Annotated in this window: 21 protein-coding genes; 11 read left to right on the top strand and 10 right to left on the bottom strand. The window is 62.4% G+C overall.

Going from position 1 to position 20,649, the window contains the following annotated elements; translation table 11 throughout:
* Positions 1-3 precede the first annotated feature (3 nt).
* The 6 genes from AC1RRC_RS11755 to AC1RRC_RS11730 form a co-directional block, all read right to left on the bottom strand.
* Entirely contained in the window at positions 4-783 is a 780-nt protein-coding gene (locus AC1RRC_RS11755) for a PEP-CTERM sorting domain-containing protein (protein ID WP_493055654.1), read from the bottom strand.
* 214 nt (positions 784-997) lie between these two features.
* Complete coding sequence (locus AC1RRC_RS11750) at positions 998-1,642, bottom strand: N-acyl amino acid synthase FeeM domain-containing protein (RefSeq protein ID WP_493055653.1); 645 nt, start codon at positions 1,640-1,642, stop codon at positions 998-1,000.
* Between the two features lie 75 nt (positions 1,643-1,717).
* Positions 1,718-2,467, bottom strand: coding sequence for an N-acyl amino acid synthase FeeM domain-containing protein (locus tag AC1RRC_RS11745; RefSeq protein ID WP_493055652.1), 750 nt, complete (start codon positions 2,465-2,467; stop codon positions 1,718-1,720).
* A gap of 112 nt (positions 2,468-2,579) precedes the next feature.
* Positions 2,580-5,348, bottom strand: coding sequence for an XrtA/PEP-CTERM system TPR-repeat protein PrsT (prsT, locus tag AC1RRC_RS11740; RefSeq protein WP_493055651.1), 2,769 nt, complete (start codon positions 5,346-5,348; stop codon positions 2,580-2,582).
* A 150-nt stretch (positions 5,349-5,498) separates the two neighbouring features.
* Entirely contained in the window at positions 5,499-6,749 is a 1,251-nt protein-coding gene (locus AC1RRC_RS11735; protein ID WP_493055650.1) for a pyridoxal-dependent decarboxylase, exosortase A system-associated, read from the bottom strand.
* A 60-nt stretch (positions 6,750-6,809) separates the two neighbouring features.
* Positions 6,810-8,387, bottom strand: a complete 1,578-nt coding sequence (locus AC1RRC_RS11730) for an acyl-CoA ligase (AMP-forming), exosortase A system-associated (protein WP_493055649.1) — start codon at positions 8,385-8,387, stop codon at positions 6,810-6,812.
* Between the two features lie 117 nt (positions 8,388-8,504).
* On the opposite strand from AC1RRC_RS11730, the gene AC1RRC_RS11725 reads away from it, so the two are divergent.
* From AC1RRC_RS11725 to AC1RRC_RS11695, 7 genes are read left to right on the top strand one after another with little or no spacing between them, the layout of a single operon-like run.
* Positions 8,505-9,539: a GNAT family N-acetyltransferase gene (locus tag AC1RRC_RS11725; RefSeq protein WP_493055648.1), complete on the top strand. Its 1,035-nt coding sequence runs from the start codon at positions 8,505-8,507 to the stop codon at positions 9,537-9,539.
* Positions 9,539-9,790: an acyl carrier protein gene (locus AC1RRC_RS11720; RefSeq protein ID WP_493055647.1), complete on the top strand. Its 252-nt coding sequence runs from the start codon at positions 9,539-9,541 to the stop codon at positions 9,788-9,790. Before AC1RRC_RS11725 ends, AC1RRC_RS11720 begins: the two co-directional genes overlap by 1 nt.
* A complete protein-coding gene (locus AC1RRC_RS11715) occupies positions 9,787-10,650 on the top strand; it encodes a hydrolase 2, exosortase A system-associated (RefSeq protein ID WP_493055646.1) in 864 nt (287 codons plus the stop codon). Before AC1RRC_RS11720 ends, AC1RRC_RS11715 begins: the two co-directional genes overlap by 4 nt.
* Entirely contained in the window at positions 10,640-11,725 is a 1,086-nt protein-coding gene (locus AC1RRC_RS11710) for a hydrolase 1, exosortase A system-associated (protein ID WP_493055645.1), read from the top strand. Before AC1RRC_RS11715 ends, AC1RRC_RS11710 begins: the two co-directional genes overlap by 11 nt.
* A gap of 28 nt (positions 11,726-11,753) precedes the next feature.
* Positions 11,754-12,476: a tetratricopeptide repeat protein gene (locus tag AC1RRC_RS11705; RefSeq protein WP_493055644.1), complete on the top strand. Its 723-nt coding sequence runs from the start codon at positions 11,754-11,756 to the stop codon at positions 12,474-12,476.
* A 6-nt stretch (positions 12,477-12,482) separates the two neighbouring features.
* Entirely contained in the window at positions 12,483-12,794 is a 312-nt protein-coding gene (locus tag AC1RRC_RS11700) for a hypothetical protein (protein WP_493055643.1), read from the top strand.
* Positions 12,795-12,805: 11 nt separating this feature from the next.
* Entirely contained in the window at positions 12,806-13,087 is a 282-nt protein-coding gene (locus AC1RRC_RS11695) for a 2Fe-2S iron-sulfur cluster-binding protein (protein WP_493055991.1), read from the top strand.
* 5 nt (positions 13,088-13,092) lie between these two features.
* On the opposite strand, the gene AC1RRC_RS11690 is transcribed toward AC1RRC_RS11695, so the two are convergent.
* A complete protein-coding gene (locus AC1RRC_RS11690; RefSeq protein ID WP_493055642.1) occupies positions 13,093-13,431 on the bottom strand; it encodes a hypothetical protein in 339 nt (112 codons plus the stop codon).
* Between the two features lie 84 nt (positions 13,432-13,515).
* Between AC1RRC_RS11690 and AC1RRC_RS11685 the strand changes: the two genes are divergently transcribed.
* Positions 13,516-13,785: a ubiquitin family protein gene (locus AC1RRC_RS11685; protein ID WP_493055641.1), complete on the top strand. Its 270-nt coding sequence runs from the start codon at positions 13,516-13,518 to the stop codon at positions 13,783-13,785.
* A 1-nt stretch (position 13,786) separates the two neighbouring features.
* Positions 13,787-14,872, top strand: coding sequence for a WD40/YVTN/BNR-like repeat-containing protein (locus AC1RRC_RS11680; protein ID WP_493055640.1), 1,086 nt, complete (start codon positions 13,787-13,789; stop codon positions 14,870-14,872).
* Here AC1RRC_RS11680 and AC1RRC_RS11675 read toward each other — a convergent pair.
* Entirely contained in the window at positions 14,869-15,903 is a 1,035-nt protein-coding gene (locus AC1RRC_RS11675; RefSeq protein WP_493055639.1) for a D-2-hydroxyacid dehydrogenase family protein, read from the bottom strand. The two genes, AC1RRC_RS11680 and AC1RRC_RS11675, sit on opposite strands and share 4 nt — an antisense overlap.
* Before the next feature lie 357 nt (positions 15,904-16,260).
* Between AC1RRC_RS11675 and AC1RRC_RS11670 the strand changes: the two genes are divergently transcribed.
* Positions 16,261-18,114 carry a phosphoenolpyruvate carboxykinase (GTP) gene (locus AC1RRC_RS11670; protein WP_493055638.1) on the top strand — a complete coding sequence of 618 codons (1,854 nt, stop codon included), beginning with the start codon at positions 16,261-16,263 and terminating at the stop codon, positions 18,112-18,114.
* A 96-nt stretch (positions 18,115-18,210) separates the two neighbouring features.
* On the opposite strand, the gene AC1RRC_RS11665 is transcribed toward AC1RRC_RS11670, so the two are convergent.
* Both AC1RRC_RS11665 and AC1RRC_RS11660 read right to left on the bottom strand, forming a co-directional pair.
* Positions 18,211-19,146 carry a hypothetical protein gene (locus tag AC1RRC_RS11665; RefSeq protein ID WP_493055637.1) on the bottom strand — a complete coding sequence of 312 codons (936 nt, stop codon included), beginning with the start codon at positions 19,144-19,146 and terminating at the stop codon, positions 18,211-18,213.
* Positions 19,147-19,287: 141 nt separating this feature from the next.
* Positions 19,288-19,797: an Mpo1 family 2-hydroxy fatty acid dioxygenase gene (locus AC1RRC_RS11660; RefSeq protein ID WP_493055636.1), complete on the bottom strand. Its 510-nt coding sequence runs from the start codon at positions 19,795-19,797 to the stop codon at positions 19,288-19,290.
* An 87-nt stretch (positions 19,798-19,884) separates the two neighbouring features.
* Between AC1RRC_RS11660 and AC1RRC_RS11655 the strand changes: the two genes are divergently transcribed.
* Positions 19,885-20,574: a Crp/Fnr family transcriptional regulator gene (locus AC1RRC_RS11655; protein ID WP_493055635.1), complete on the top strand. Its 690-nt coding sequence runs from the start codon at positions 19,885-19,887 to the stop codon at positions 20,572-20,574.
* Positions 20,575-20,649: the final 75 nt, after the last annotated feature.

Here is a 20,649-nt window from a genome sequence, read left to right as displayed (position 1 = left end):
CGATCAAGCCTTGGTGTTGCGGCGACGCAGAGCGCTCGCACCCAGCAGACCCAGGCCGAACAGTGCCAACGTGCCTGGCTCAGGAACGGTGTTACCGATCATGGAGCCGTTACCGCCGCTCGAATATTTCTGGCCAGGGTTGAAGAATGCATCAGCCGTGTAGGAGAGCGTTTTCGGTTGGAAATGGGCAGCAGCAGCGCCACCGATGACTTCCAGCGTTGCACTGACTTGACCATTTTGAACGCCACCGCTTTGGAAGCCCAGGCTGGTGAACGACAGGTCGAGCCACTGCAGGCCCGAGACAGCATCGTTCACTTCAGCTTGGCTGCCAGCTGGCGTGCTGTAGTTAGGGGTCAGGTCGTTGACGAACAGGCGTGCCCAAGCACTGGAAACATCGAAAGTGCCGTTTTTATTCAGACCGATGCCACCAAAGGCGTAGGTCAGCTCGCAACCCGAGCAGAAATCTGGCGAGAAGAGGCCATTGACGCGATCGATCTCGCCAGCACCCTTCAGGTAATAGCCGGAAGCTGCCGAGGAACCATTCAGGCTGCCCAGGACGGTGCCGATGGCGACAGAGTCAGAAAAATTCGGGGCAACGCCAGCTGCTTCGGTCTGAACACCGAACCACTGGGTGAACTTGAACTCAGTGATGAAGTCTGCATCGGTATTGTCCACATAATCTGGATCCCAGGTTACGCCACCAACCGTGATTGGTGCGGCTTGTGCGGCAGAGAAGGCCAACGCCAGCGCAGAACCGATGATCGCTTTTTTGAGCAGTTTCATAATAAATTCCTTTGTTAGATTCGTAACGCTTGCCATGTTGGCCAGCACGTCTACCATTAAGCAAACCCCGTGCCAGGTTCCATGGGAATTACTAAGCAATTGAATTTATTGTGTTTTTAAAATTACATGTTTGATGCAATCTGGCCTGAAGCAAAGGGCTGTAAAAAATTCCGACACTTGGATTCGTTCATGCAAGGCAGTGCCCGGGCCGGCGTTACCCGGGTTTTTTAAGCAGGTGGTTGGCCAGGCTGGCGGCGTCGGCCGGTGCCAGGAAGTGGGGGTACAGTGAACGCGCGGCGCTGGTGGGCGATGCGGTGCCGGCCAGCGTGGCAATTTGCTGCGCAATGTGGTCCATGCTGCTCCACAGCAAATGCCCGGGCGCGTTGACCCGCTGGTTGTGGCGCGGCTCTCCCAGGCACTGGAAGCCCAGCATGGCTTCGTAATAGCGGCGGTGGCGCGGATTGACTTCGATAAACATATCGGTGCAGCGGTGTTTGATGTGGGCATACATGAACACCGCATGGAACAGCGACGCCAGCGTCTTGCGGGTATCGGCGGAGGGCGCCATGGCCAGCTTGGTGATTTCACACACGCGGCCGCCCTGCATGCGGTAGCCGTCGATCACATCCTTGAAATCCGCATCGGCCAGCAAACCGGCCGCCGAGTCGAAGCCGATGGTGGCCGTGCCGACGGTCATGCCCTTGTCCGTGGCGCACAATGAAACACGGTGCGCGTGTTCTTCCAGCACATGTTTTCCGGCATAGCCACGCCACGCATAGCGCTGCCCCAGCAAGAGGCTGGCGGCATGGCGTTGTTCTTCCGTATCGACGATGTGGATACTGTGGACGGGCGTAATCACCGGGGGAAATATAGCAGAGGTTGCATGCCACGGTCGCACGGCACCGGGGCGGCATGCTGCCCCGGTGCCTGGAAATCATTCCAATTTTAACAGGCGGTTGGCCAGGCCGATTTCTTCACGGCGCGACAGGAAATACGGGTACAGCGAACGTTCATTGCCCGGATGGGAGCTGGTGCCGCCGAGCCGGTCGATTTGCTGGTTCACGTAGTCCATGCCGACCCGCAGCAGGTAGGCGGGGGCCTCGACCCGGGGGTTTTGCCGCACTTCGCCGACCGTGGTAAAGCCCAGCATGGCTTCATAGTAGCGCCGGTGGCGCGGATTGACTTCGATAAACAAGTCGGTGCAATGAAAGCGGTAATGCGCGTAAATGATCAAGACATGGAACAGCGAGGCCAGCGCAATCTTGGAACGCACGGCCGGGTCGAACGCCAGCTTGGTGACTTCGCAGACTTTGCCGCCCCGCAGCCGCACTTTCTGGATTTCGTCGTGAAAAATTTCATCGGCCAGGATGCCGGCATCTGAATCGATACCCAGCGTGACCGTGCCGATCACCATGCCCTTGTCGGAGGCGGACAAGGTGATGCGGTTGGGATTTTCTTCGACTTTGTGCTTGTCGCCATAACCCCGCCAGCCATACATCTTGTTGATCAGCATGCTGGCTGAATTGCGGCCGGTGTCGGTGTCAGCCAGACGGATCGCAATGTTATCTTGCTGCATGATGACTTCGTTGCCGAGGGCAGCGGGTTCCATGCAGACAACGTGGGAACGGGGCGCCGGCGGCTTGATGGTCAAGCCGTTCTCTGGCGCCTCGGAATTGTGTTCCATGGAAATTCTCCTGGGGAGGGCGGCGGCATCGGTGGGGGAAGAGAGCGGACTGAAGAATATCGTACCGCTCCCGTGCCCCACCAGCAACTCAAGTGTCAGCCGTGCGCCACCCTTACTGTAATTGTTTTAATAAGGCACGCGCATCGTCTGCCTTGGCAAACGCATTGCCGCTGGCCAATGCCTGCTCCACTTCCTTGCGCGCGCCGGCCTTGTCGCCCGACTTGAACAGCGCCATCGCCAAGTGGTAGCGAATTTCCGGCGCCTGCGGGGCTTTGGTGCTGGCTTGTTGCAGGATTTGTGCGGCGCGCTTGGCGTCGCCCTGTTCGACCAGGATCCAGCCCAGTGTATCCATGACGGCCGGTTCGGTGCTGGCCAGTTTATACGCAGCTTCCGCTGTTGGCAGAGCGCGGCTGTCCTTGCTTTGCTGGTAGGCATAGGCAAGGTTGTTCAGGATCGCCGGGTTATTCGGCGTCTGTTTGGCCATGGCTTCCAATTGTTCGGCGGCCAGCTTGTATTGCTGGTCGCGCAGGTTCAGTTCGGCACGGAACAATGGCAGGCGGAGATCTTTCGGATTTTGCCCAATGGCCTGGGCCAGGCGTTTGTCCGCTTCGGCGGTTTTGCCGGATTCGCGCAGCGCGTTGATAATCCGGTACAGCATCTCGTTATTTTTTGACAGCGCGTACGATTTTTCATACAGCGGCAGCGCCTGCGCCGGCTTGGCGGTTTTCATCAGGACATCGCCTTCCAGCATGAAGCCGGCGCCAGCTTCCGGATGTTTCTTTTGCAGTATGCGGGCCTGGGCAATGGCCTGGTCGTATTGTTTTTTCTTGAACAACAGTTCCACATAAGCGACTTGCGCAACGGGATAATCCGGCTGCAATTGCAGTGCCTTCTTGACGTCATCTTCCGCCGCCCCCGGATTTTTCAGCAGCATGTGCACATTGGCGAGCGCCATTTGCACTGCGGCATTCTTGGGTTGGGCGCCAGCCAGCTTGCTGTAGGTTTCCAGCGCACCATTCAAATCCTTGGTTGCCATTTGCGATTTGGCCAGCAAGTCCAGTAATTCAACACTGGTTGGATTTGCCACCTGCATCTTGCGTGCCAGGGTCAAGGCTTTTTGTTGCTGTTCGGTCACCAGGTATTGGCCAATCAGGCGGCCGGCAGGGCCGATGGCTTCAGGATTTTCCGCCTGGGCCAGCTCCAGCCAGCGTGTCGCTTCAGGCGTGTTTTTTTCCATGGCCGCCAGGGCCGCCATGGCGGTCATGGCTTCCGCGCTCTTCTTGTTCTTGTCGAGGAAGCGCTGTAAAGCGGCCTTGGCTTCCGCCGGTTTTTTCTCTGTCATGGCCAGCATGGCCAGGTTGCCGGTGGCAGAGTAATAATCCGGCTTCAGGCTGGCGGATTTTTCGAAACTGGCGCGGGCCGCGGCAAAGTCTTTCTTGCCGGCCTGGACCAGGCCTTTCAGTTCGTACACCACTGCGTTGTCGGGGAATTGTTTTTCCAGGTCGGCGATGGCGCTTTGTGCCTTGTCGAAATTCTTTTGCGCCAGGTGGGCGCGCGTCAGCACCAGTCCAGCCTGCGGTGTCTTGTCGAGTTTGACGGCTTTCTCGAGTTCGGCGACGCCCTTCGCCACATCGCCTTTTTGCAGCATGCTCACACCGAGCTGGACGTGCAGGCTGGCCGATTCCGGCGCCTTGCTGCTGGCTTTTTCAAAGTATTCCGTGGCCTTGTTGAAGTCGCGCGCCTGCATGTAGGACTCACCCGCCAGCGCGAACACTTGCAAGTCTTCGGTGCCCCCTTTCAGCGCCGGCGTCAGGACGCCCAGCGCATCCGGGCTCTGGCCGGTTTTCAGCAAGGCGCTGGCCAGCATTTTGCGGGCATAGACATTGTCGGGATATTTTTCCACGTATTTGCGGAGGTGCTGCTCGGCTTGCTGCAGCGAACCCTGGCGCAACGCCACGGCGCCGGCCAACAGGACCGTGGGCATATGCTCGGGCGCGATGCGCAAGACCTTCTGGATGCTTTCCTCGGCCGCCGCATTCTTGTTTTGCGAGAAGTCCAGCAATGCCTGCGTATACGTGACCAGCAAGCTGCCGGGCGTGATTTTCTTTGCCTTGTCCAGGTCGGCCTGGGCCTTGTCGTACTGGCCGTTCGTCAACTCCAGGTAGGCTTTTTCAATGTGGGCAGAACGGTGGTTCGGCTTTACCGCCAGCACCTTGTCATACTGCGCAATGGCTTCGTCGGTCTTGCGCTGCACGCGCAGCAAATCCGCCTTGAACATCAGCGCTTCCTGGCTTTGCGGCGACGCGGCCAGCGCCTGGTCCGCCAGGCGCATTGCACTGTCCGGATCGCCGTTGATTTGCGCCAGGCGGCCTTTTGCCGACAGCAACAGGGCGTTATTCGGCTGGGCTTGCAAGGCTTGCTCGAGTACGGCGCCGGCTTCGTCGCGCTTGTTCGATGCCAGCAGCGCTTCAGCGCGGTACAGCATCAGGTCCGGGCTGTTTTTCTTGGCTTCCTCGGCGGTTTCATCCAGCACTTTCTGGGTCTGGCCTTGCGCCAGCAGGGCCCTGGCCAGCACGGGGGCGGTCTTGTCGGACGCATACTTGAGGCTGATCGCGCGGCGGATTTCTTTTTCCGCCGCCGCGCCGTCGCCATTTTCAACATAGGCGGAGGCCAGCAGGAAGCGCGCTTCGGCATCATCCGGGTTGGCTTGCAACGCGTTTTTCAGCTGGATCATGGCGGCATTCATGTCGCCTTTTTGCTGATATTGCTTGGCTTGCGCGACCAGTGTCTCGCTCGATTCTTGTTTCTTGCATGCAACCAGACCGGTGGACAGGGCGGCAACCATGGTAGCCAGCGCCAGCTTGTTTACGCGATGAGACATAGAATTCCTTTGATATATAAGGGCTGCGCACTACGGACGCACGTGTGCCAACATGCCATCCATTATGTTGGCATGTAACACGCGGTGTAGCAATAGAAATAACAATGCAAAGCCGACACCGGTGGCAATAGTCCACCGGGCGCCTGGCGGTCAGCCGCGCCGGCCGACCAGCACTTCCACCGCGGCCGGGTGGCTGAGGAAGGCGCCAGGGCTGGCGCTCAAGCCATAAGCGCCGGATTGCAGCACGGCGACCAGGTCGCCCGGTCCCGCCTGCGCCAGCTCCATCTGGTCGGCCAGCAAATCCAGCGGCGTGCACAGCGGCCCCACCACGGAGGCGGTTTCACGTGGTCCGTGCCATACGCGGTTGCCGATCACCACCGGGTAATTTTTGCGGATCACCTGGCCGAAATTGCCCGATGCCGACAAATGGTGGTGCAAGCCGCCATCGGTCACCAGGTAGGTGCGCCCGCGCGACTCTTTACGTTCAATCACGCGGCTGACATAGACGCCGGCTTCACCGACCAGGTAGCGTCCCAGCTCGATGACGATTTGCACCCCGGGCAGGGCGCGCAGCACGTCCGGCAGCAAGGTGCGCAGCCCGTCGCCCACGGCCTGCAGATCCAGCCGCTCTTCGCCGGGGAAATAGGGAATGCCGAAGCCGCCGCCGATGTTGAGCGTGCGCAGTGGCGTGGGCGCATGGGCGGCCAGGCGCAGCGCCAGGGCAAAGGTTTTTTCATGGGCTTCGCGCAGCGCGGCCGCCTTCAGGTTTTGCGAACCGCTGAAGATGTGGAAACCGTGGAAGTCGACGTCCAGCCGGGCCAGGCGCGCCAGCACCTCCGGCGCGATTTCCGCATCGATGCCGAACTGCTTGGGGCCGCCGCCCATTTTCATGCCGGACGATTTCAGTTCGAAGTCGGGATTGATGCGCAGCGCCACTTGCGGACGCACATTCAGTTGTTGCCCGATGCCGGCGAGGCGTTCCAGTTCCCCGCTGGACTCCACGTTCAGCACGATGCCGGCCGCGACCGCGCTGGCCAGGTCCGCATTGCTTTTACCGGGGCCGGCAAAGCTGATGTGCTGCGGGTCGATGCCGGTGTCGAGCGCCACCCGCAATTCGCCGCCGGAAGCGACATCGAGCCCGTCGACCAGGCCGGCCATATGCTGCACCACGGCCGGCATCGGGTTGGCTTTCATCGCATAGTGCAGCGCGATTTCCGGCGGCAGTGCGGCGCGCAGTTCATGCACGCGGCGCGTCAGCGCGCCCCGGTCATAGGCATAAAACGGGGTCTGTCCCACTTGCGCGGCCAGGCGCGGCAGGGGCGCGCCGCCCACCACCAGGCAATCGTCGACGATGGGGAATTGCTCGAGCGGGGCGTGTTGGGGACGGGCGGGCGTGGTCATAGGCGGGTGAAAATCAGGAAAGGCGCCGCCCGCACAGGCTTGGGGTGCGGGCAGCCATGGTCAGGCTTGGAAACAGCCGGCGTATTGCAGGCTCAAGAGTTTGCGGTCGATCTTGCCATTCGGATTGCGTGGCAGCGGCGCGTCCGCCATCACGACCCGTTGCGGCAGCATGTAGGCGGGCAGGTGCGGCTTGATGGCCGCCAGCAGCGATTCCGCCGTCGCGTCCGCCGCACCTTGCGCAATCACGACAATGGCTTGTCCCAATGCGGGATGCGGCGCGCCGATGGCCGCCGCTTCCAGCACGCCACCGCGCGCATAGATGACTTCTTCCACTTCGGTGGGGCTGACGCGGTAGCCGGACGTCTTGATCATTTCATCGGTGCGGGAAATGAAATACAGGAAGCCTTCCGCATCGCGCCGCACCGTGTCGCCCGACCACACCGCCCATTCCGGCAGGGTCAGGCCGGCGCCGCCCGGCGGCACATACGGTTTAAAACGCTCAGCGGTCTTGGCCGCATCATTCCAGTAACCGAGCGACACCAGCGCGCCACGGTGCACCAGTTCGCCCGGCTCACCGGCATCGCATTCGCTGCCGTCAGGACGCAGCACCAGCACTTCGGCATTGGGGATCGCCTTGCCCATGGAGTCGGGACGGCGCGCCAGTTCGGCAGGCGGTAAATAAGTGGAACGGAACGCTTCGGTCAGGCCATACATCAGGTACGGTTGTGCGTTGGGCAGTGCCGTGCGCAGTGCGTCGAGCGTGGGACGCTGCATGGCGCCGCCGGAATTGGTCCAGTAGCGCACGGTGCAATCGGCCGGCCAGCCCAGCGGCGCCAGTTGCAGCCATAGCGGCGGCACCGCCGCCAGGCCGGTGATGCGCTCGGCCACCACGGCTTTGAGCACGTCGCGCGGCAGCAAATGGTTCAGCAGCACGGCCGTGGCGCCGACGCGGAACGCGGTGGTCAACTGGCTCAGGCCATAGTCAAAGCTGAGCGGCAGCACGGCCAGGATGCGGTCTTGCGCCATGTTGTTCAGGTACGTCGACACGCTGGCGGCGCCCGCCACCAGGTTGCGGTGCGACAGCACCACGCCCTTGGGTTTACCGGTACTGCCCGAGGTATACAGGATGGCGGCCATGTCGGTGTCGATGCCAGCACGGGGGGGCGTGCCGGGCGGCGCCGCCAGGGCGCTGTCCCAGCCGAGCACGCCGATGCCAGGCAGCTCCGGCAGCGCGGCGCCGGACGGGTTGACGGCAATCACTGTGGCCAGGTCCGGGCATTGCGCCAGCGCGGGCGCCAGCAGGCGCAGGCGGTCGGCGCTGGTGACCAGCACCCGGACATTGCAGTCGGCCAGGATATACGCGACTTGTTCCGGTTTCAGCAGCGGATTGACGGGCACGAACACGCCGCCCGCGGCCGCGGCGCCAAACATGGCGGCCACGTTTTCCACATTTTTTTCCATGCAGACGGCGACCCGCTCACCGCGTTCCAGTCCCAGCGCGGCCAGCGCATCGGCGGCGCTGCGCACGGCGCCGGCCAGCGCCGCATAATCGAGGCGGCGCGCGCCATAAACCAGCGCTTCGGCGCCCGGCGTGCGGCGCGCGCTGTCAAAAATGAAATCGTGTATCAGCTCGCTCATGGGGCCGCATGGTACGCGCAGGCTGTGGGACTGTCCATCGCCCAGGCAGGTTGCTTGTGATAAAGTGGCAACTATTTGGCGGCCTTCCCATGCGCCTGCCCTTGCTGATTTCCCTCGATGATCTGGACCCTGACCCCGGCTGCTGATTTCACCACCCATGCCGGCCGCTGGAGTGCGCTCAATGCCGCTGGCGCGGCCTCTCCCCTGCTGGAAGCGGATTTTATACTTCCCTTGCTGCAATACTTTGGCGAGGCCGGCGCCCTGCTGGCGACCTGTGAACAGCACGGCCGCACCCTTGCCATGACCGTGGTGGTCCAGCAACGCCCCGGCATCTGGGCGACCTTCCAGCCGGCCCAGCAGCCGCTGGCAATGTGGCTGCAATTGCCGGGCGAAGATGCGGCGCGCTTGCGCACGACGCTAATGGAAGCCTTGCCTGGAGGCAAGCTTCTACTGGCGGTCATGCAGTGCGACCCGGCGCTGGCGCCGCGTCCCGTCGACGCCGGGCGGGTGCAAACGCTTGACTACATGGACACCGCCCGTATCACGCTGGGCATGGCGTACGACGATTATTGGGCGGGGCGTGGCAAGAATTTGCGCAACAACCTGAAAAAACAGCGCAACCGCCTGCAGCGCGAAGGCATCGTGACCCGGCTGGAAGTCTGCACCGCGCCGGAACAGATGGCGCAAGCCGTGGCCGATTATGGCCGGCTGGAAAGCAATGGCTGGAAAGGTGCCGAGGGCACGGCGGTTCATGCCGACAACGCGCAGGGCGGTTTTTATACCGCGATGCTGGCGGCGTTTTGCCGCCGGGGCGCGGGCAGCGCCGTGCGCTACTGGTTCGGCGACCAGCTGGTGGCGATGGATTTGTGCATTGAAGGCGGCGGCGTGCTGGTGGTGTTGAAAACCGCGTATGACGAGCGGGTGGAATCCCATTTTTCCCCCGCGCTGCTGATGCGCGATGAAAGCTTCCGGCTGCTGTTTTCCCGGCCCGGCCTGCGGCTGGTGGAGTTTTATGGCAAGGTATTGCCCTGGCACCGCCAATGGACTGACGAGGTGCGCACCATGTACCATATCAACCACTATCGCTGGCCGCTGTTGCGGCAGTTACACGGGCAGCTACGCGCCATGCGGCGCAATTCTCTGGAGTCATAATGTATTTGCAAGAAATCAAGACCATCCTGGCTGACACTTTGAGCCTGCCACCAGGCGCAGCCGATGCGCTGACGGCGGAGTCGGCGTTGATGGGCAGTATCCCGGAACTCGATTCGATGGCGGTGGTGCAACTGATCGCCACCCTGGAGGAACAATTCGGTTTTGCCATCGACGATGATGAAATCGATGCCAGCACGTTTGCCACGGTGGGCACCCTGGCCGCCTTCGTCCAGTACAAGCTCACCGCATGATCCAGTCCGGCGCCACCGCGCCGGCCGCGCCCGCGCTCCCGCCACCATTCCCGTTGTTCTTGCCGGTCGCCGGGCAGGGCGCCCGATTTTGCCTGTACCACGCGCCTGCCGGGCCTGCCACGGCGGCGCTGGTGTACCTGCATCCGTTTGCCGAAGAAATGAACCGCAGCCGCCGCATGGCGGCGCTGGCGGCCCGTGCCTTGGCCGTGCGGGGCGTGGCGGTGCTGCAAATCGATTTGCTGGGCTGCGGTGACAGCAGCGGCGATTTCAGCGATGCGCGCTGGGATGCGTGGCGTGCCGATGTGCGGCACGCCGTGGCGTGGCTGGGTGAGCGCAGTGGCCAGGTTCCCGGCCTGTGGGGCTTGCGGATCGGCGCCTTGCTGGCGCTCGATTGCGCAACTGAAGTGGCATGCCCGCACCTGTTGCTGTGGCAGCCGGTGCACAGCGGCGCCACGTATCTGACGCAGTTTTTACGCCTGCAACTGGCGGCCGACATGCTGGACCACCAGTCGGCGGCCCGCACCACCACGGCGGCCTTGCGCGCCACGTTGCGCGCCGGGACGCCGCTGGAAATCGCCGGCTATACCCTGGCGCCGGCCATGGCCGATGCGCTCGATGCGCTCGACAGTAAAACGCTGTCGCCACCCTGTCCCACGCACTGGTTCGAGCTGGCGCCAGACGCCGGCCGCCCGCTGCCGCCAGCCGGCGCCGCGGTGCTACAGGCTTGGCAGGCGCAAGGCGCGGCAGTGCAGGCGCAGGTGGTGGCGGGCCCGCAATTCTGGACCACGCCGGAAATCGCCACCAGTCCCGCGCTGCTGGACGCCACGGCCGCGCTGTTTGGAGCCGGCCATGATCAATGACTGCGGCTATCACGAGCAGGCGCTGGCGTTTGCTGTTGGTGCGGCGAACCTGCCAGCCATCCTGACGCTGCCGGGACACCGGGACATGCCCTGGGACTCCGCGCCCCAGCCTGCCATCCCGGCGCAGCCAACCTCGGCGGCGCCACCACCGGCAGCCACGCGCGGCGTGCTGGTGATCGTCGGCGGGCCGCAATACCGGGCCGGCAGCCACCGGCAATTCACCTTGCTGGCGCGCAGCCTCGCGGCGCAAGGCATTCCCGTCCTGCGTTTCGATGCGCGCGGCATGGGTGATGGCGAAGGCGGGCAGCGCACGTTTGAAGACTTGGCCGAGGATGTGCGCGCGGCAACGGATTGCTTCATGCGGGCCGTGCCGGGCTTGCGCGACGTGGTGCTGTGGGGCTTGTGCGATGGCGCGGCGGCGGCCGTGCTGCACGGCGGCAGCGATGAACGGATCAGCGGCATGGTGTTGCTGAACCCGTGGGCGCGCGATGAAGCGGGACTGGCGAAAGCCATGTTGAAGCACTATTACCTGCGGCGCCTGGCCGATCCCGCGCTGTGGCGCAAAGTGATCAGCGGCCGGTTTGACGTGCGGGCATCGGCCGCATCGCTGGCGGCGCACATCGGTCAAGCACTGCGGCCGGCATCCCGGCCGCCGGTGGCCGGCGCGGGGCAGGCGGATGCGGCATCGACCCTGGTGGCCGGCGCCGAACCGGCCCCGGATGCGATGTCAGCCATACCATCGGCTTCGACGCCACCCGCCCCAGCCGTTGCTAAACCATCCATTCCGGCCGCGACGACGCCATCGGCACCGGCCGTTGCTGCGTCGCCACTGGGGCCGCGCCTGTTGGCGGGTCTGCAGCGCTTCCCGGGCCCCATCCTGCTGGTGATCAGTCCCGGCGACTTGACCGCCATGGAATTCCTGGACCTGGCCGGCAGCAGCCGCGCCTGGCGCACGCTGATGCGTTCTCCCCGCATCGCGCGCCGTGATTTAGCGGGGGCCGACCACACGTTTTCCAGCCGGGTTTGGCGCGATCAGGTCGCCGAATGGACTGGACAGTGGCTGCGCTCGTGGTAAATTACGGCAGGAAACATTTGGAGATCCCATGAAATGTCTACCTGCGCTGGCGGCTGTGTGCCTGTTGGCCACGGCAGCCGCTCCGGCGCTGGCTGCGCCCAAAATTTGCGGCATGCTGGAAGAGCCTGCCGCGTTGTCGGATTACCGTAAAGGCAGGACGGAATTTGCCGCCAGGCTGGCGCAAGTCGAACGGTCGTCATTTTCACCGGACGTGGAAAGCGGCGCCGTCGGCATGGCGGCCGTCAGTGCGCTGGAAGCCACGCTGGCGGCCTTCCCCAACCATGCACCCGCATTGAATGCATTGACGCGGCTGGCGCTGAAGGAAAAGCGCGCCAGGTTGCCGGGCATGCGGTTTCCGGTGGAGTGCTATTACGACCGCGCCCAGCGCTTTGCGCCGGACGATGCCGCGGTCTATGCGGCCTATGCCGGCTTCCTGTATGGCCTGGGACTGAACGACAAGGCGGTGGAAATGTACGTGCGGGCGGTGGAACTCGATGGCAGGAATGCCGTGATCCAGTACAACCTCGGCCTCGCGTATTTCAAACTGAATAATTACGAGCTGGCCAACAAGTATGCGCAGCGCGCGTACAACGCCGGCTTCCCCCTGCCGGGCTTGCGCACCATGCTGCAAAACGCGGGAAAATGGCGCCACATGCCGGAAGAAAAAATACCGCCGCCACCGCTGCCGGAAGGCGCGGAGCCCGAGCCGGAACCGGAACAACCACCGGCGTCCGCGCCAGTGAAGGAGTAAGCCAAGATGAAAACCTGGACCATGGGCGCCTTGCTGGCGCTGTTTGCCATCGGTGCGTACGCCGCTTCCGATCCCCGCCTGGACGGCTTGAAGCAGGTCGAGCGCAGTCATTGCATCCGGGGCGGCAATACCGGCCCCGGCGCGCCGAAAAACCTGAAACTGGTGCCCAAGTATTGCGAGTGCGTCGCCAAGAATTACTATGACAGCTTGCCGAGGGAAGAAGTCGACCAGTTGCTCAGCGCCGGCCAGTCGGCGGACGTCGATGCGCGCCGGGACGTGCGCCTGGCGCAGGCGCGCACCGCGTGCAAGGTGCAATAAGGCTGGCGGCGATGCGGGCCACGCTGGCGTCGCAAGGCTGGACCTTTGACACCGACGGCGCCACCACCTTGTTGAAGGCGGCGGAGCGGGGCGGCATCCGCCTGCCCAGTTCGTGCCGCAACGGCACCTGCCGCACCTGCCTGTGCAAGCTCGACAGTGGCACGGTGCGCTACCTGGTCGAATGGCCCGGCGTCAGCCGCGAAGAAAAGCAGGAAGGCTTGATCTTGCCGTGCGTGGCGGTGGCGGAAACCGATGTGGTGCTGAACGTGCCAGCCGCGCGCCGGATTCCCTGACGGCGTCAGGCTGCGCCGCCACTGTCACCATCACCCGGCTGTTTGCCCTCGCGCAGACGGCTCAACAGCGCGTTCGCGGTGTCACTCATCGGCAAGCCGTGGCGGCGCAACAGCTGGATATGTAACACCATATTTTCCAGCACCAGCTTGGCTGCTACCGCCAATAACGTCAGGCGCCGGTCTTCTTCGCTGAACGATTCCATGGCGTCGGCCATTTCGCACAGGTGGTTGGCCACCAGGCCGCGCAATTCATGTTCGTCGAATGGCAAGTCGGCAAAATCGATCGGGTCTTCCTGCTCGACTTCCTGCATCAAGGCTTGCAAGTCTTCCGGGGTGATTGCCATGTGTGGCTTTCAGAGTTGCCGTGATTTCATTTTAGCGCTAAGCCGGCGCAAACCGCGCTAGAATTTCCCGCAGGGAGACTTACCTTGGCGCAAATTATCTTCACCCAACAACTCGCGCGGTTTTTGCCGGTGCCGGAATTATCGACCCAGGCGCCGGACTTGCGCACTGCGCTCGACGGCGCATTTGCCGATAACGCCCGCTTGCGCGCGTACGTGCTCGATGACCAGGGACATTTGCGGGAGAACGTCGTGATTTTTATTGATGGCAAGCGCAGCCGCGACCGGGTGTTGCTCGATGACCCGCTGCGGCCCGAGTCCCGAATCTATATCTTGCAGGCATTATCCGGAGGTTGACATGACAGACCGCGCGTACATCGCGACCCGCAAAGGCTTGTTCGAACTGGCGCAGAAAAATGGTGAATGGGAAATCGATGGGCGCCATTTCCTGGGCGAGCCGGTCAGCATGGTGTTGCCGGATGCGCGTGACGGTACCTTGTATGCCGCGCTGAACCTGGGACATTTCGGCGCGAAATTGCACCGGCGCGATCCGGGCGCCACCGACTGGACGGAAGTGGGTGTCCCGGTGTATCCGGAAAAGCCGGCCGACAGCACCGATAAAACCGAGTGGAAACTCAAGCAGATCTGGTCGCTGGAAACCGGTGGCGCCGATGAGCCGGGCGTGTTGTGGGCCGGCACCTTGCCAGGCGGCCTGTTCCGCTCGAACGACCGGGGCGATACCTGGCAACTGGTCGACTCGCTGTGGAATATGCCGGGGCGTCCGGAGTGGTTTGGCGGCGGGTATGACACGCCCGGCATCCACAGCATTTGCGTGGACCCGCGCGACAGCCGCAGCGTGCTGATCGGCATTTCGTGCGCCGGCGCCTGGCTGACCACCGATGGCGGCGCCACATGGGCATTGCGGGCCAAGGGCATGCTGGCGCGTTATATGCCGCCCGACATGATGGACCAGGAAGTCGCGCAAGACCCGCACCGCATCGTGCGCTGTGCGGCGGAACCGGACAAGCTGTGGTGCCAGCATCACAGCGGCATCTGGCGCTCGATCGACAATTGTGCGCAGTGGACCGAAGTCATCGCGCCGCTGTCGAGTTTTGGATTCGGCGTGGCGGTACATCCGCGCGATGGCGAAACCGCCTGGTTCGCGCCCGGTGTGGCGGACCAGCAGCGCATCCCGGTCGATGCCGCGCTGGCCACCACCCGCACCACCGACGGCGGCCAGAACTTTACCGTGCAGCGCAACGGTTTGCCGCAAGAGCATTGCTACGACTTGATGTACCGCCACGGCCTGGTGGTGGCGGACGATGGCAAGACCTTGCTGATGGCGTCCACCACCGGCAGCGTGTGGCTGTCCACCAATGGCGGCGATTACTGGCGCACGATTTCACAAAACATGCCGCCGGTGTACGCCGTCCGCTTCGGCTAATCCCTCCCGGATGTCACACCCTGGGGTCTGACCCCAGGTGTGACATGCTTGGCGTAGGCGGGGTTCAGTATGTTGGCCGGTTCGCCCCGCGCAAACGCCAGCACGTTCTGGAACGCCGCGTTGAAATACAGTTCATAGCTGTCCCGCTCGACGTAGCCCAGGTGTGGCGTGGCCAGCACGTTGGGCACTTTCAGCAAGATTGAATCGGGCGCCAGCGGTTCCTGTTCAAACACATCCAGTGCCGCCGCCCCCGGACGGCCCGCGCGCAGCGACGCTTCCAGCGCCCCTTCCGCCACCAGTTCCGCGCGGCTGGTGTTGACGAACAGGGCGGTGGGTTTCATGCGCTGCAAATCGTCCGTGGTGACAATGCCGCGCGTGGCATCCATCAGCCGCAAATGCAGCGTCAGCACATCGGCCTGTTCAAAAAACTGTTCGCGCGTATCGGCGGCCTGGCAGCCATCTGCCACGGCCGCTTCCCGGCTGGCCGGGCTGCCCCACACCAGCACTTGCATGCCGAATGCTTTCGCATAGCCGGCAATGAGCTTGCCGATTTTGCCGTAGCCCCAGATCGCCAGGGTGCGGTTTTTCAGTACCGTGCCCACCGTGTTGTATTCCGGCAGCGACGACGAGGTTTGCCAGTGGCCGGCTTTCAGCTGGATCGCGTACGGCACGATCTTGCGCTGCGCGGCCATGATCAGGGTCCAGGTCAGCTCGGCCGGCGCGGTGGGGGAACCGACCCCTTCCGCAATGGCGATACCCAACTCCGTGGCGGCCGCCACATCGATATGCCCGCTGACCTTGCCGGTCTGTGAAATCAGTTTCAAGTTGGGCAATTTGGACAGCAGTGCGCGGTTGAGGGCCGTACGTTCGCGGATCAGGACCAGCGCCGCGAACGGCGCCAGCCGGGCGGCCAATTGGCCGATGCCTTTGGGGGAATTATTGAAGACTTTGACATCGTGTCCTTCGAGCAACTTCATGCATTCCAGGCTACGAGTTGCATCTTGGTAATCGTCGAGGATGGCAATTTTCATATGTGTTGACAGAGAAGAAACATCATTTCGTAGTGTAATAACAGGATTCAAAAATCATCCAAATAGCCTACTACATCAGTCAACCAATTCTCCTACATTTCTGTCGGAATCGCCTGAAGACGGGTGTACAATCGGCGCAGATTTCAGGCCCAACAGCGGGTCTGCGCAATACGTTCCATCAGTCCGGATGCATAATATGGACTGGGCGCCTGTGATTTTTTTCCGGGCGCACCGACAAGACCGCCGTACCGCCGAAGCATTATCGCAATGCCTTCCTGAGCGCATAGCCAAAAGCTGACGACGATCCTGCCGTGCCGGGACAAGACAAAGAATTTCTTTATTGGCATTGGAGGTACTATGAATCAGCCCATCATGGGTGGCGTTGCAGCCCTGAACGTCCCAGCTTACGTCAAACATCAAGGTCTTATTAACTGGGTCGCGGAAACCGCCGCGCTGACCCGTCCGGCCCGCATCTACTGGTGCGATGGCTCGAAGGAAGAATACGACCGCCTGTGCGCAGAAATGGTTGCCGCCGGCACCATGAAAAAGCTGAATCCGGAAAAACGCCCGAACTCGTACCTGGCCTGCTCGGACCCGACCGACGTGGCCCGCGTGGAAGACCGCACCTATATTTGCTCGCAAACCAAGGAAGCCGCCGGCCCGACCAACAACTGGATGGCGCCGGCTGAAATGCGCACCACCCTGAACGGCCTGTTCGACGGCTGTATGGCTGGCCGCACCCTGTACGTGGTGCCATTCTCGATGGGCCCGCTGGGTTCGCCAATCGCGCACATCGGCGTGGAACTGTCGGATTCGCCATACGTTGCCGTCAACATGCGCATCATGACGCGCATGGGCAAGGCCGTGTACGACGTGCTGGGTGCCAACGGCGACTACGTGCCATGCGTACACACCGTGGGCGCGCCGCTGGCTGCCGATCAACAGGATGTGCCATGGCCATGCAACAGCACCAAGTACATCGTGCATTTCCCTGAAACCCGTGAAATCTGGTCCTACGGTTCCGGCTACGGCGGCAATGCGCTGCTGGGCAAGAAGTGTTTCGCGCTGCGCATCGCCTCCAACATGGGCTTCCAGGAAGCGCAGCAAGGTGGCAAAGGCTGGCTGGCCGAACACATGCTGATCCTGGGCGTGGAATCGCCGGAAGGCAAGAAGCACTATGTCGCGGCGGCGTTCCCGTCGGCATGCGGCAAGACCAACTTCGCCATGCTGATCCCGCCGGCATCGTTCAACGGCTGGAAAGTCACCACCATTGGCGACGACATTGCGTGGATCAAGCCGGGCGCCGATGGCCGCCTGTACGCGATCAACCCGGAAGCCGGCTACTTCGGCGTGGCGCCGGGCACCAACACCAAGACCAACTCGAACTGCATGGCTTGCCTGGGCGAAGACACCATCTTCACCAACGTGGCGCTGACCGATGACGGCGACGTATGGTGGGAAGGCTTGACCAAGGAAGCGCCTGCGCACCTGATCGACTGGCAAGGCAAGGACTGGACCCCGGCGTCCGGCACCAAGGCCGCCCACCCGAACGCCCGCTTCACCGTGGCGGCAACCCAGAATCCCGTGATCGATCCGGCCTGGGACGATCCGGCCGGCGTGCCGATCTCGGCCTTCATCTTCGGCGGCCGCCGTTCCACCACCGTGCCACTGGTGACCGAAGCGCGCAACTGGGTGGAAGGCGTGTACATGGCCGCCACCATGGGTTCGGAAACCACCGCCGCGGCCGCCGGCCAGCAGGGCGTGGTGCGCCGCGATCCATTCGCGATGCTGCCGTTCATGGGCTACAACATGAGCGACTACTTCCAGCACTGGCTGAACCTGGGCGAGAAAATCGGCGCCGCCGCGCCGAAAATCTACTGCGTCAACTGGTTCCGTACCGATGCGGAAGGCAAGTTCGTGTGGCCTGGCTTCGGCGACAACATGCGCGTGCTGAAGTGGATGCTGGACCGTATCGAAGGCAAGGCGGGCGGTGTGGAAAACGTGTTCGGCACCACGCCGGAATTCACCGACCTGAACTGGGACGGCCTGAACTTCACGCAAGAACAGTTCAACCAGATCACGTCGATCGACAAGGCGGCATGGCTGGAAGAATTGAAACTGCACGCGGAACTGTTTGACAAGCTGGCCTACCACCTGCCGCAAGAACTGGTGGACACCAAGGCGGCGATTGAACAGCGTTTGGCTAACTAAGTTGCTGAACTAAGCTGTTGTATTGACATATCAAGAATGCGCCCGGGGTAATCCCCAGGGCGCATTTTTTTTTCAACAGCACCTTGCCAAACGCCACTATTCGCGACGCGGCGACGCAATAACCAGTTGCCGGGACTCATAATCGAGGGTGACGCGGCTGTCCAGGAAGGGGGCCAAACCGATCAAGCCAAACAGCAGATTTTGTTCTTGCGCGGGATCCGCCGGATCGGCGCAGTGCATGGCGCTCTCGCCCTTGGCAATCGTCATGTCCGCCAAGGTGAGCGCTTGCGTCAATTGCGCGGTATAGCAAGTGATGGGCCGTCCCCAGCGCACGCTGGAAAAAGCATGCGCTTGTTGCAGCGAATCCAGGCCAACCAGCTGGAGCCAGCGACGTTCCAGGAAAACAATGAGGCCCGCCGGCGCACTGCCGGTATCGAGCAACAGCTTTATCGGCGTTCCGTCCTTTAACTTCGCATCCAACACCGGCACCACGCCGCCATCGCCGGTATCCAGCAGGGCCATCGGGATCACATGACGCGCCAGGCCGATGGTGTCAATATGCCCGCCGCCGCGCTGAATCCTGAAACGGGCCAGCGGAAGATCCAGCGTCAGACTGTTGCCGCGCAAGAAATCGCTGCCGACGGTGCCAGCCACGCCGTCGCAGCCGGCTGGCGGTTCGCCAGTGGCCGCCGGATACATCAATGGCAGGGTGCGTGTTGAGACCTCGGCCCCTATTTCAAAGCGATTAATGTCAATTTTCTCAAGCTGATTCAGTGGTTGCGCTGCCGTCAGCGGCTTTGGCAACGCATGGCGATAGAGTGAGCTCATGCCGGCGCCGGTATCAAGCTGCATCGCGCAATGTATACCGTTGAGTTTAACCGGCAGCAAGATGGCGGCTTTGGGAAACACCATCCCGTTGGGCAGCGTGTGTTCCGCCCAAGCATATTGAAACCACTGTCCGTAGCAGGGAAGCGGAGCGAACAGAACGATAAGAACGGAAAGCAGTGCGGTGGAAAACGGATAACCCATCATATAGTCGCAGCGGCGCCAGGCCGACGATGAAAGTTTTCGATCATATCGAAAACGTTCACCCCGGTTAACGACTATCGGCCGGCTATGCTGATTTAGTCCAGGCCCGGTGTGAATTTGGCATGCATATGCGGCGCGGAATGATTAACCCGCGCTGCGCAATGCCCCGGCGCGGCGCACGATCTCCGCTTCCAGTCCTTTGTACAGGCCCAGCAGGAACAAGAGTTCCGCCACCACGAACAGCGGGCCGATGATCAGCCCGCTGAGGTCATCGACAAACGCGGGTTTGCGGCCTTCGAAATAATGGCCGACAAACTGGAAGATCCAGCCCACGACAAAGCCGCCCACACCCAGCATCAGCCAAGTGGCCGTGTCTTGCGCGGCGCTCCATTGGCCCAGCCACAAAGCCGCGCCCATCAGCGCTGCCATGATGACGCCGAAGCCCGCGTCCAGCAGGAAGTAATACGCCACCGCCGCAACGGTCAGCAAGGCCGCGAGGGATAGCGTGAGGCCGCCGGCATACAACGCGGGGCGCGACAGCAGGATCGCCACGGCCGCCACGATCATGGGAATGCCGATGAAATGCGTGGCAATGTTGCGCATGTCGCGGTGGTATTCGGCGTACTTCGACAATTGTTCTGTGATGGTTTTCATCGGTGTCTCCAAAGGGGGAAGCCGCATCATGCGCGGCGGCGCGCGGCGACGCTGTCGGGTAGCCGACACAAGCCGTAGAATGGCTTGATGAACACACCGACCGACTATGCCGCGCTGCTGCGCACAGGCGGCTGGTTCCAGGCGCTGGAGCCGGCGCTACAAGACCAGTTGCTGGCGCTGGCGCAATTGCGCCGCCTTCGCGGTGGCCGGCGCCTGTTTGCGCGGGGCGATGCGCCCGATGGCTTGTATTGCATGGTCGATGGCGCGATACGTGTCGGCGGCTTGTCGGCATCAGGCAAGGAAGCCGTGCTGGCGCTGATGGAACCGCCGCACTGGTTTGGCGAAATCGCGTTGTTCGACGGCCAGCCCCGCACCCATGATGCGTGGGCCGAAGGCGATGTGACCTTGCTACATGTGCCGCAGGAACCGTTGCTGGCGTTGCTGGCGGCGCAGCCTGTGCACTGGCGCGCGTTGGCGCTGCTGCTGACGCATAAATTGCGGCTGACCTTCACCGTGATGGAAGAAACCGCGCTGCTGCCGGCGTCAGCCCGGCTGGCCCGGCGCCTGGTGACCATGGCCGAAGGCTACGGCGACTGGAAAGACCGCAACCGCCGCACACTGCACGTGCCGCAGGAACAACTGGCGCTGATGCTGTCGCTGTCGCGCCAGACCGTCAATCAGATCCTCAAGCAATTCGAGGCGCAGCACGCGATCGCGCTGGTGCGGGGCGGGATTGAAATCCTCGATATCGGTAAACTGCGCCAACTATCCTGCTAAACAAATAGCAATTATTCATGCTGGCTGTTGCCAAAATTTAACAATTAAAGCCTGGCGGGACGTGTCGCTATCAAG

The organism is Pseudoduganella sp. GW821-FHT12E03 (genome assembly GCF_058807115.1).
This window is presented reverse-complemented; position numbering and strand designations above follow the sequence as displayed.

Excerpts from the sequence above, each read along its gene's own strand:
- AC1RRC_RS11655 (WP_493055635.1), top strand. The coding sequence starts at position 19,885 with ATGAACACACCGACCGACTATGCCGCGCTGCTGCGCACAGGCGGCTGG.
- AC1RRC_RS11710 (WP_493055645.1), top strand. The coding sequence starts at position 10,640 with ATGATCAATGACTGCGGCTATCACGAGCAGGCGCTGGCGTTTGCTGTT.
- AC1RRC_RS11730 (WP_493055649.1), bottom strand. The coding sequence starts at position 8,387 with ATGAGCGAGCTGATACACGATTTCATTTTTGACAGCGCGCGCCGCACG.
- AC1RRC_RS11720 (WP_493055647.1), top strand. The coding sequence starts at position 9,539 with ATGTATTTGCAAGAAATCAAGACCATCCTGGCTGACACTTTGAGCCTG.
- AC1RRC_RS11705 (WP_493055644.1), top strand. The coding sequence starts at position 11,754 with ATGAAATGTCTACCTGCGCTGGCGGCTGTGTGCCTGTTGGCCACGGCA.
- AC1RRC_RS11660 (WP_493055636.1), bottom strand. The coding sequence starts at position 19,797 with ATGAAAACCATCACAGAACAATTGTCGAAGTACGCCGAATACCACCGC.
- prsT (WP_493055651.1), bottom strand. The coding sequence starts at position 5,348 with ATGTCTCATCGCGTAAACAAGCTGGCGCTGGCTACCATGGTTGCCGCC.
- AC1RRC_RS11745 (WP_493055652.1), bottom strand. The coding sequence starts at position 2,467 with ATGGAACACAATTCCGAGGCGCCAGAGAACGGCTTGACCATCAAGCCG.
- AC1RRC_RS11695 (WP_493055991.1), top strand. The coding sequence starts at position 12,806 with ATGCGGGCCACGCTGGCGTCGCAAGGCTGGACCTTTGACACCGACGGC.
- AC1RRC_RS11665 (WP_493055637.1), bottom strand. The coding sequence starts at position 19,146 with ATGATGGGTTATCCGTTTTCCACCGCACTGCTTTCCGTTCTTATCGTT.
- AC1RRC_RS11675 (WP_493055639.1), bottom strand. The coding sequence starts at position 15,903 with ATGAAAATTGCCATCCTCGACGATTACCAAGATGCAACTCGTAGCCTG.
- AC1RRC_RS11700 (WP_493055643.1), top strand. The coding sequence starts at position 12,483 with ATGAAAACCTGGACCATGGGCGCCTTGCTGGCGCTGTTTGCCATCGGT.
- AC1RRC_RS11690 (WP_493055642.1), bottom strand. The coding sequence starts at position 13,431 with ATGGCAATCACCCCGGAAGACTTGCAAGCCTTGATGCAGGAAGTCGAG.
- AC1RRC_RS11670 (WP_493055638.1), top strand. The coding sequence starts at position 16,261 with ATGAATCAGCCCATCATGGGTGGCGTTGCAGCCCTGAACGTCCCAGCT.
- AC1RRC_RS11715 (WP_493055646.1), top strand. The coding sequence starts at position 9,787 with ATGATCCAGTCCGGCGCCACCGCGCCGGCCGCGCCCGCGCTCCCGCCA.
- AC1RRC_RS11725 (WP_493055648.1), top strand. The coding sequence starts at position 8,505 with ATGATCTGGACCCTGACCCCGGCTGCTGATTTCACCACCCATGCCGGC.
- AC1RRC_RS11755 (WP_493055654.1), bottom strand. The coding sequence starts at position 783 with ATGAAACTGCTCAAAAAAGCGATCATCGGTTCTGCGCTGGCGTTGGCC.
- AC1RRC_RS11735 (WP_493055650.1), bottom strand. The coding sequence starts at position 6,749 with ATGACCACGCCCGCCCGTCCCCAACACGCCCCGCTCGAGCAATTCCCC.
- AC1RRC_RS11680 (WP_493055640.1), top strand. The coding sequence starts at position 13,787 with ATGACAGACCGCGCGTACATCGCGACCCGCAAAGGCTTGTTCGAACTG.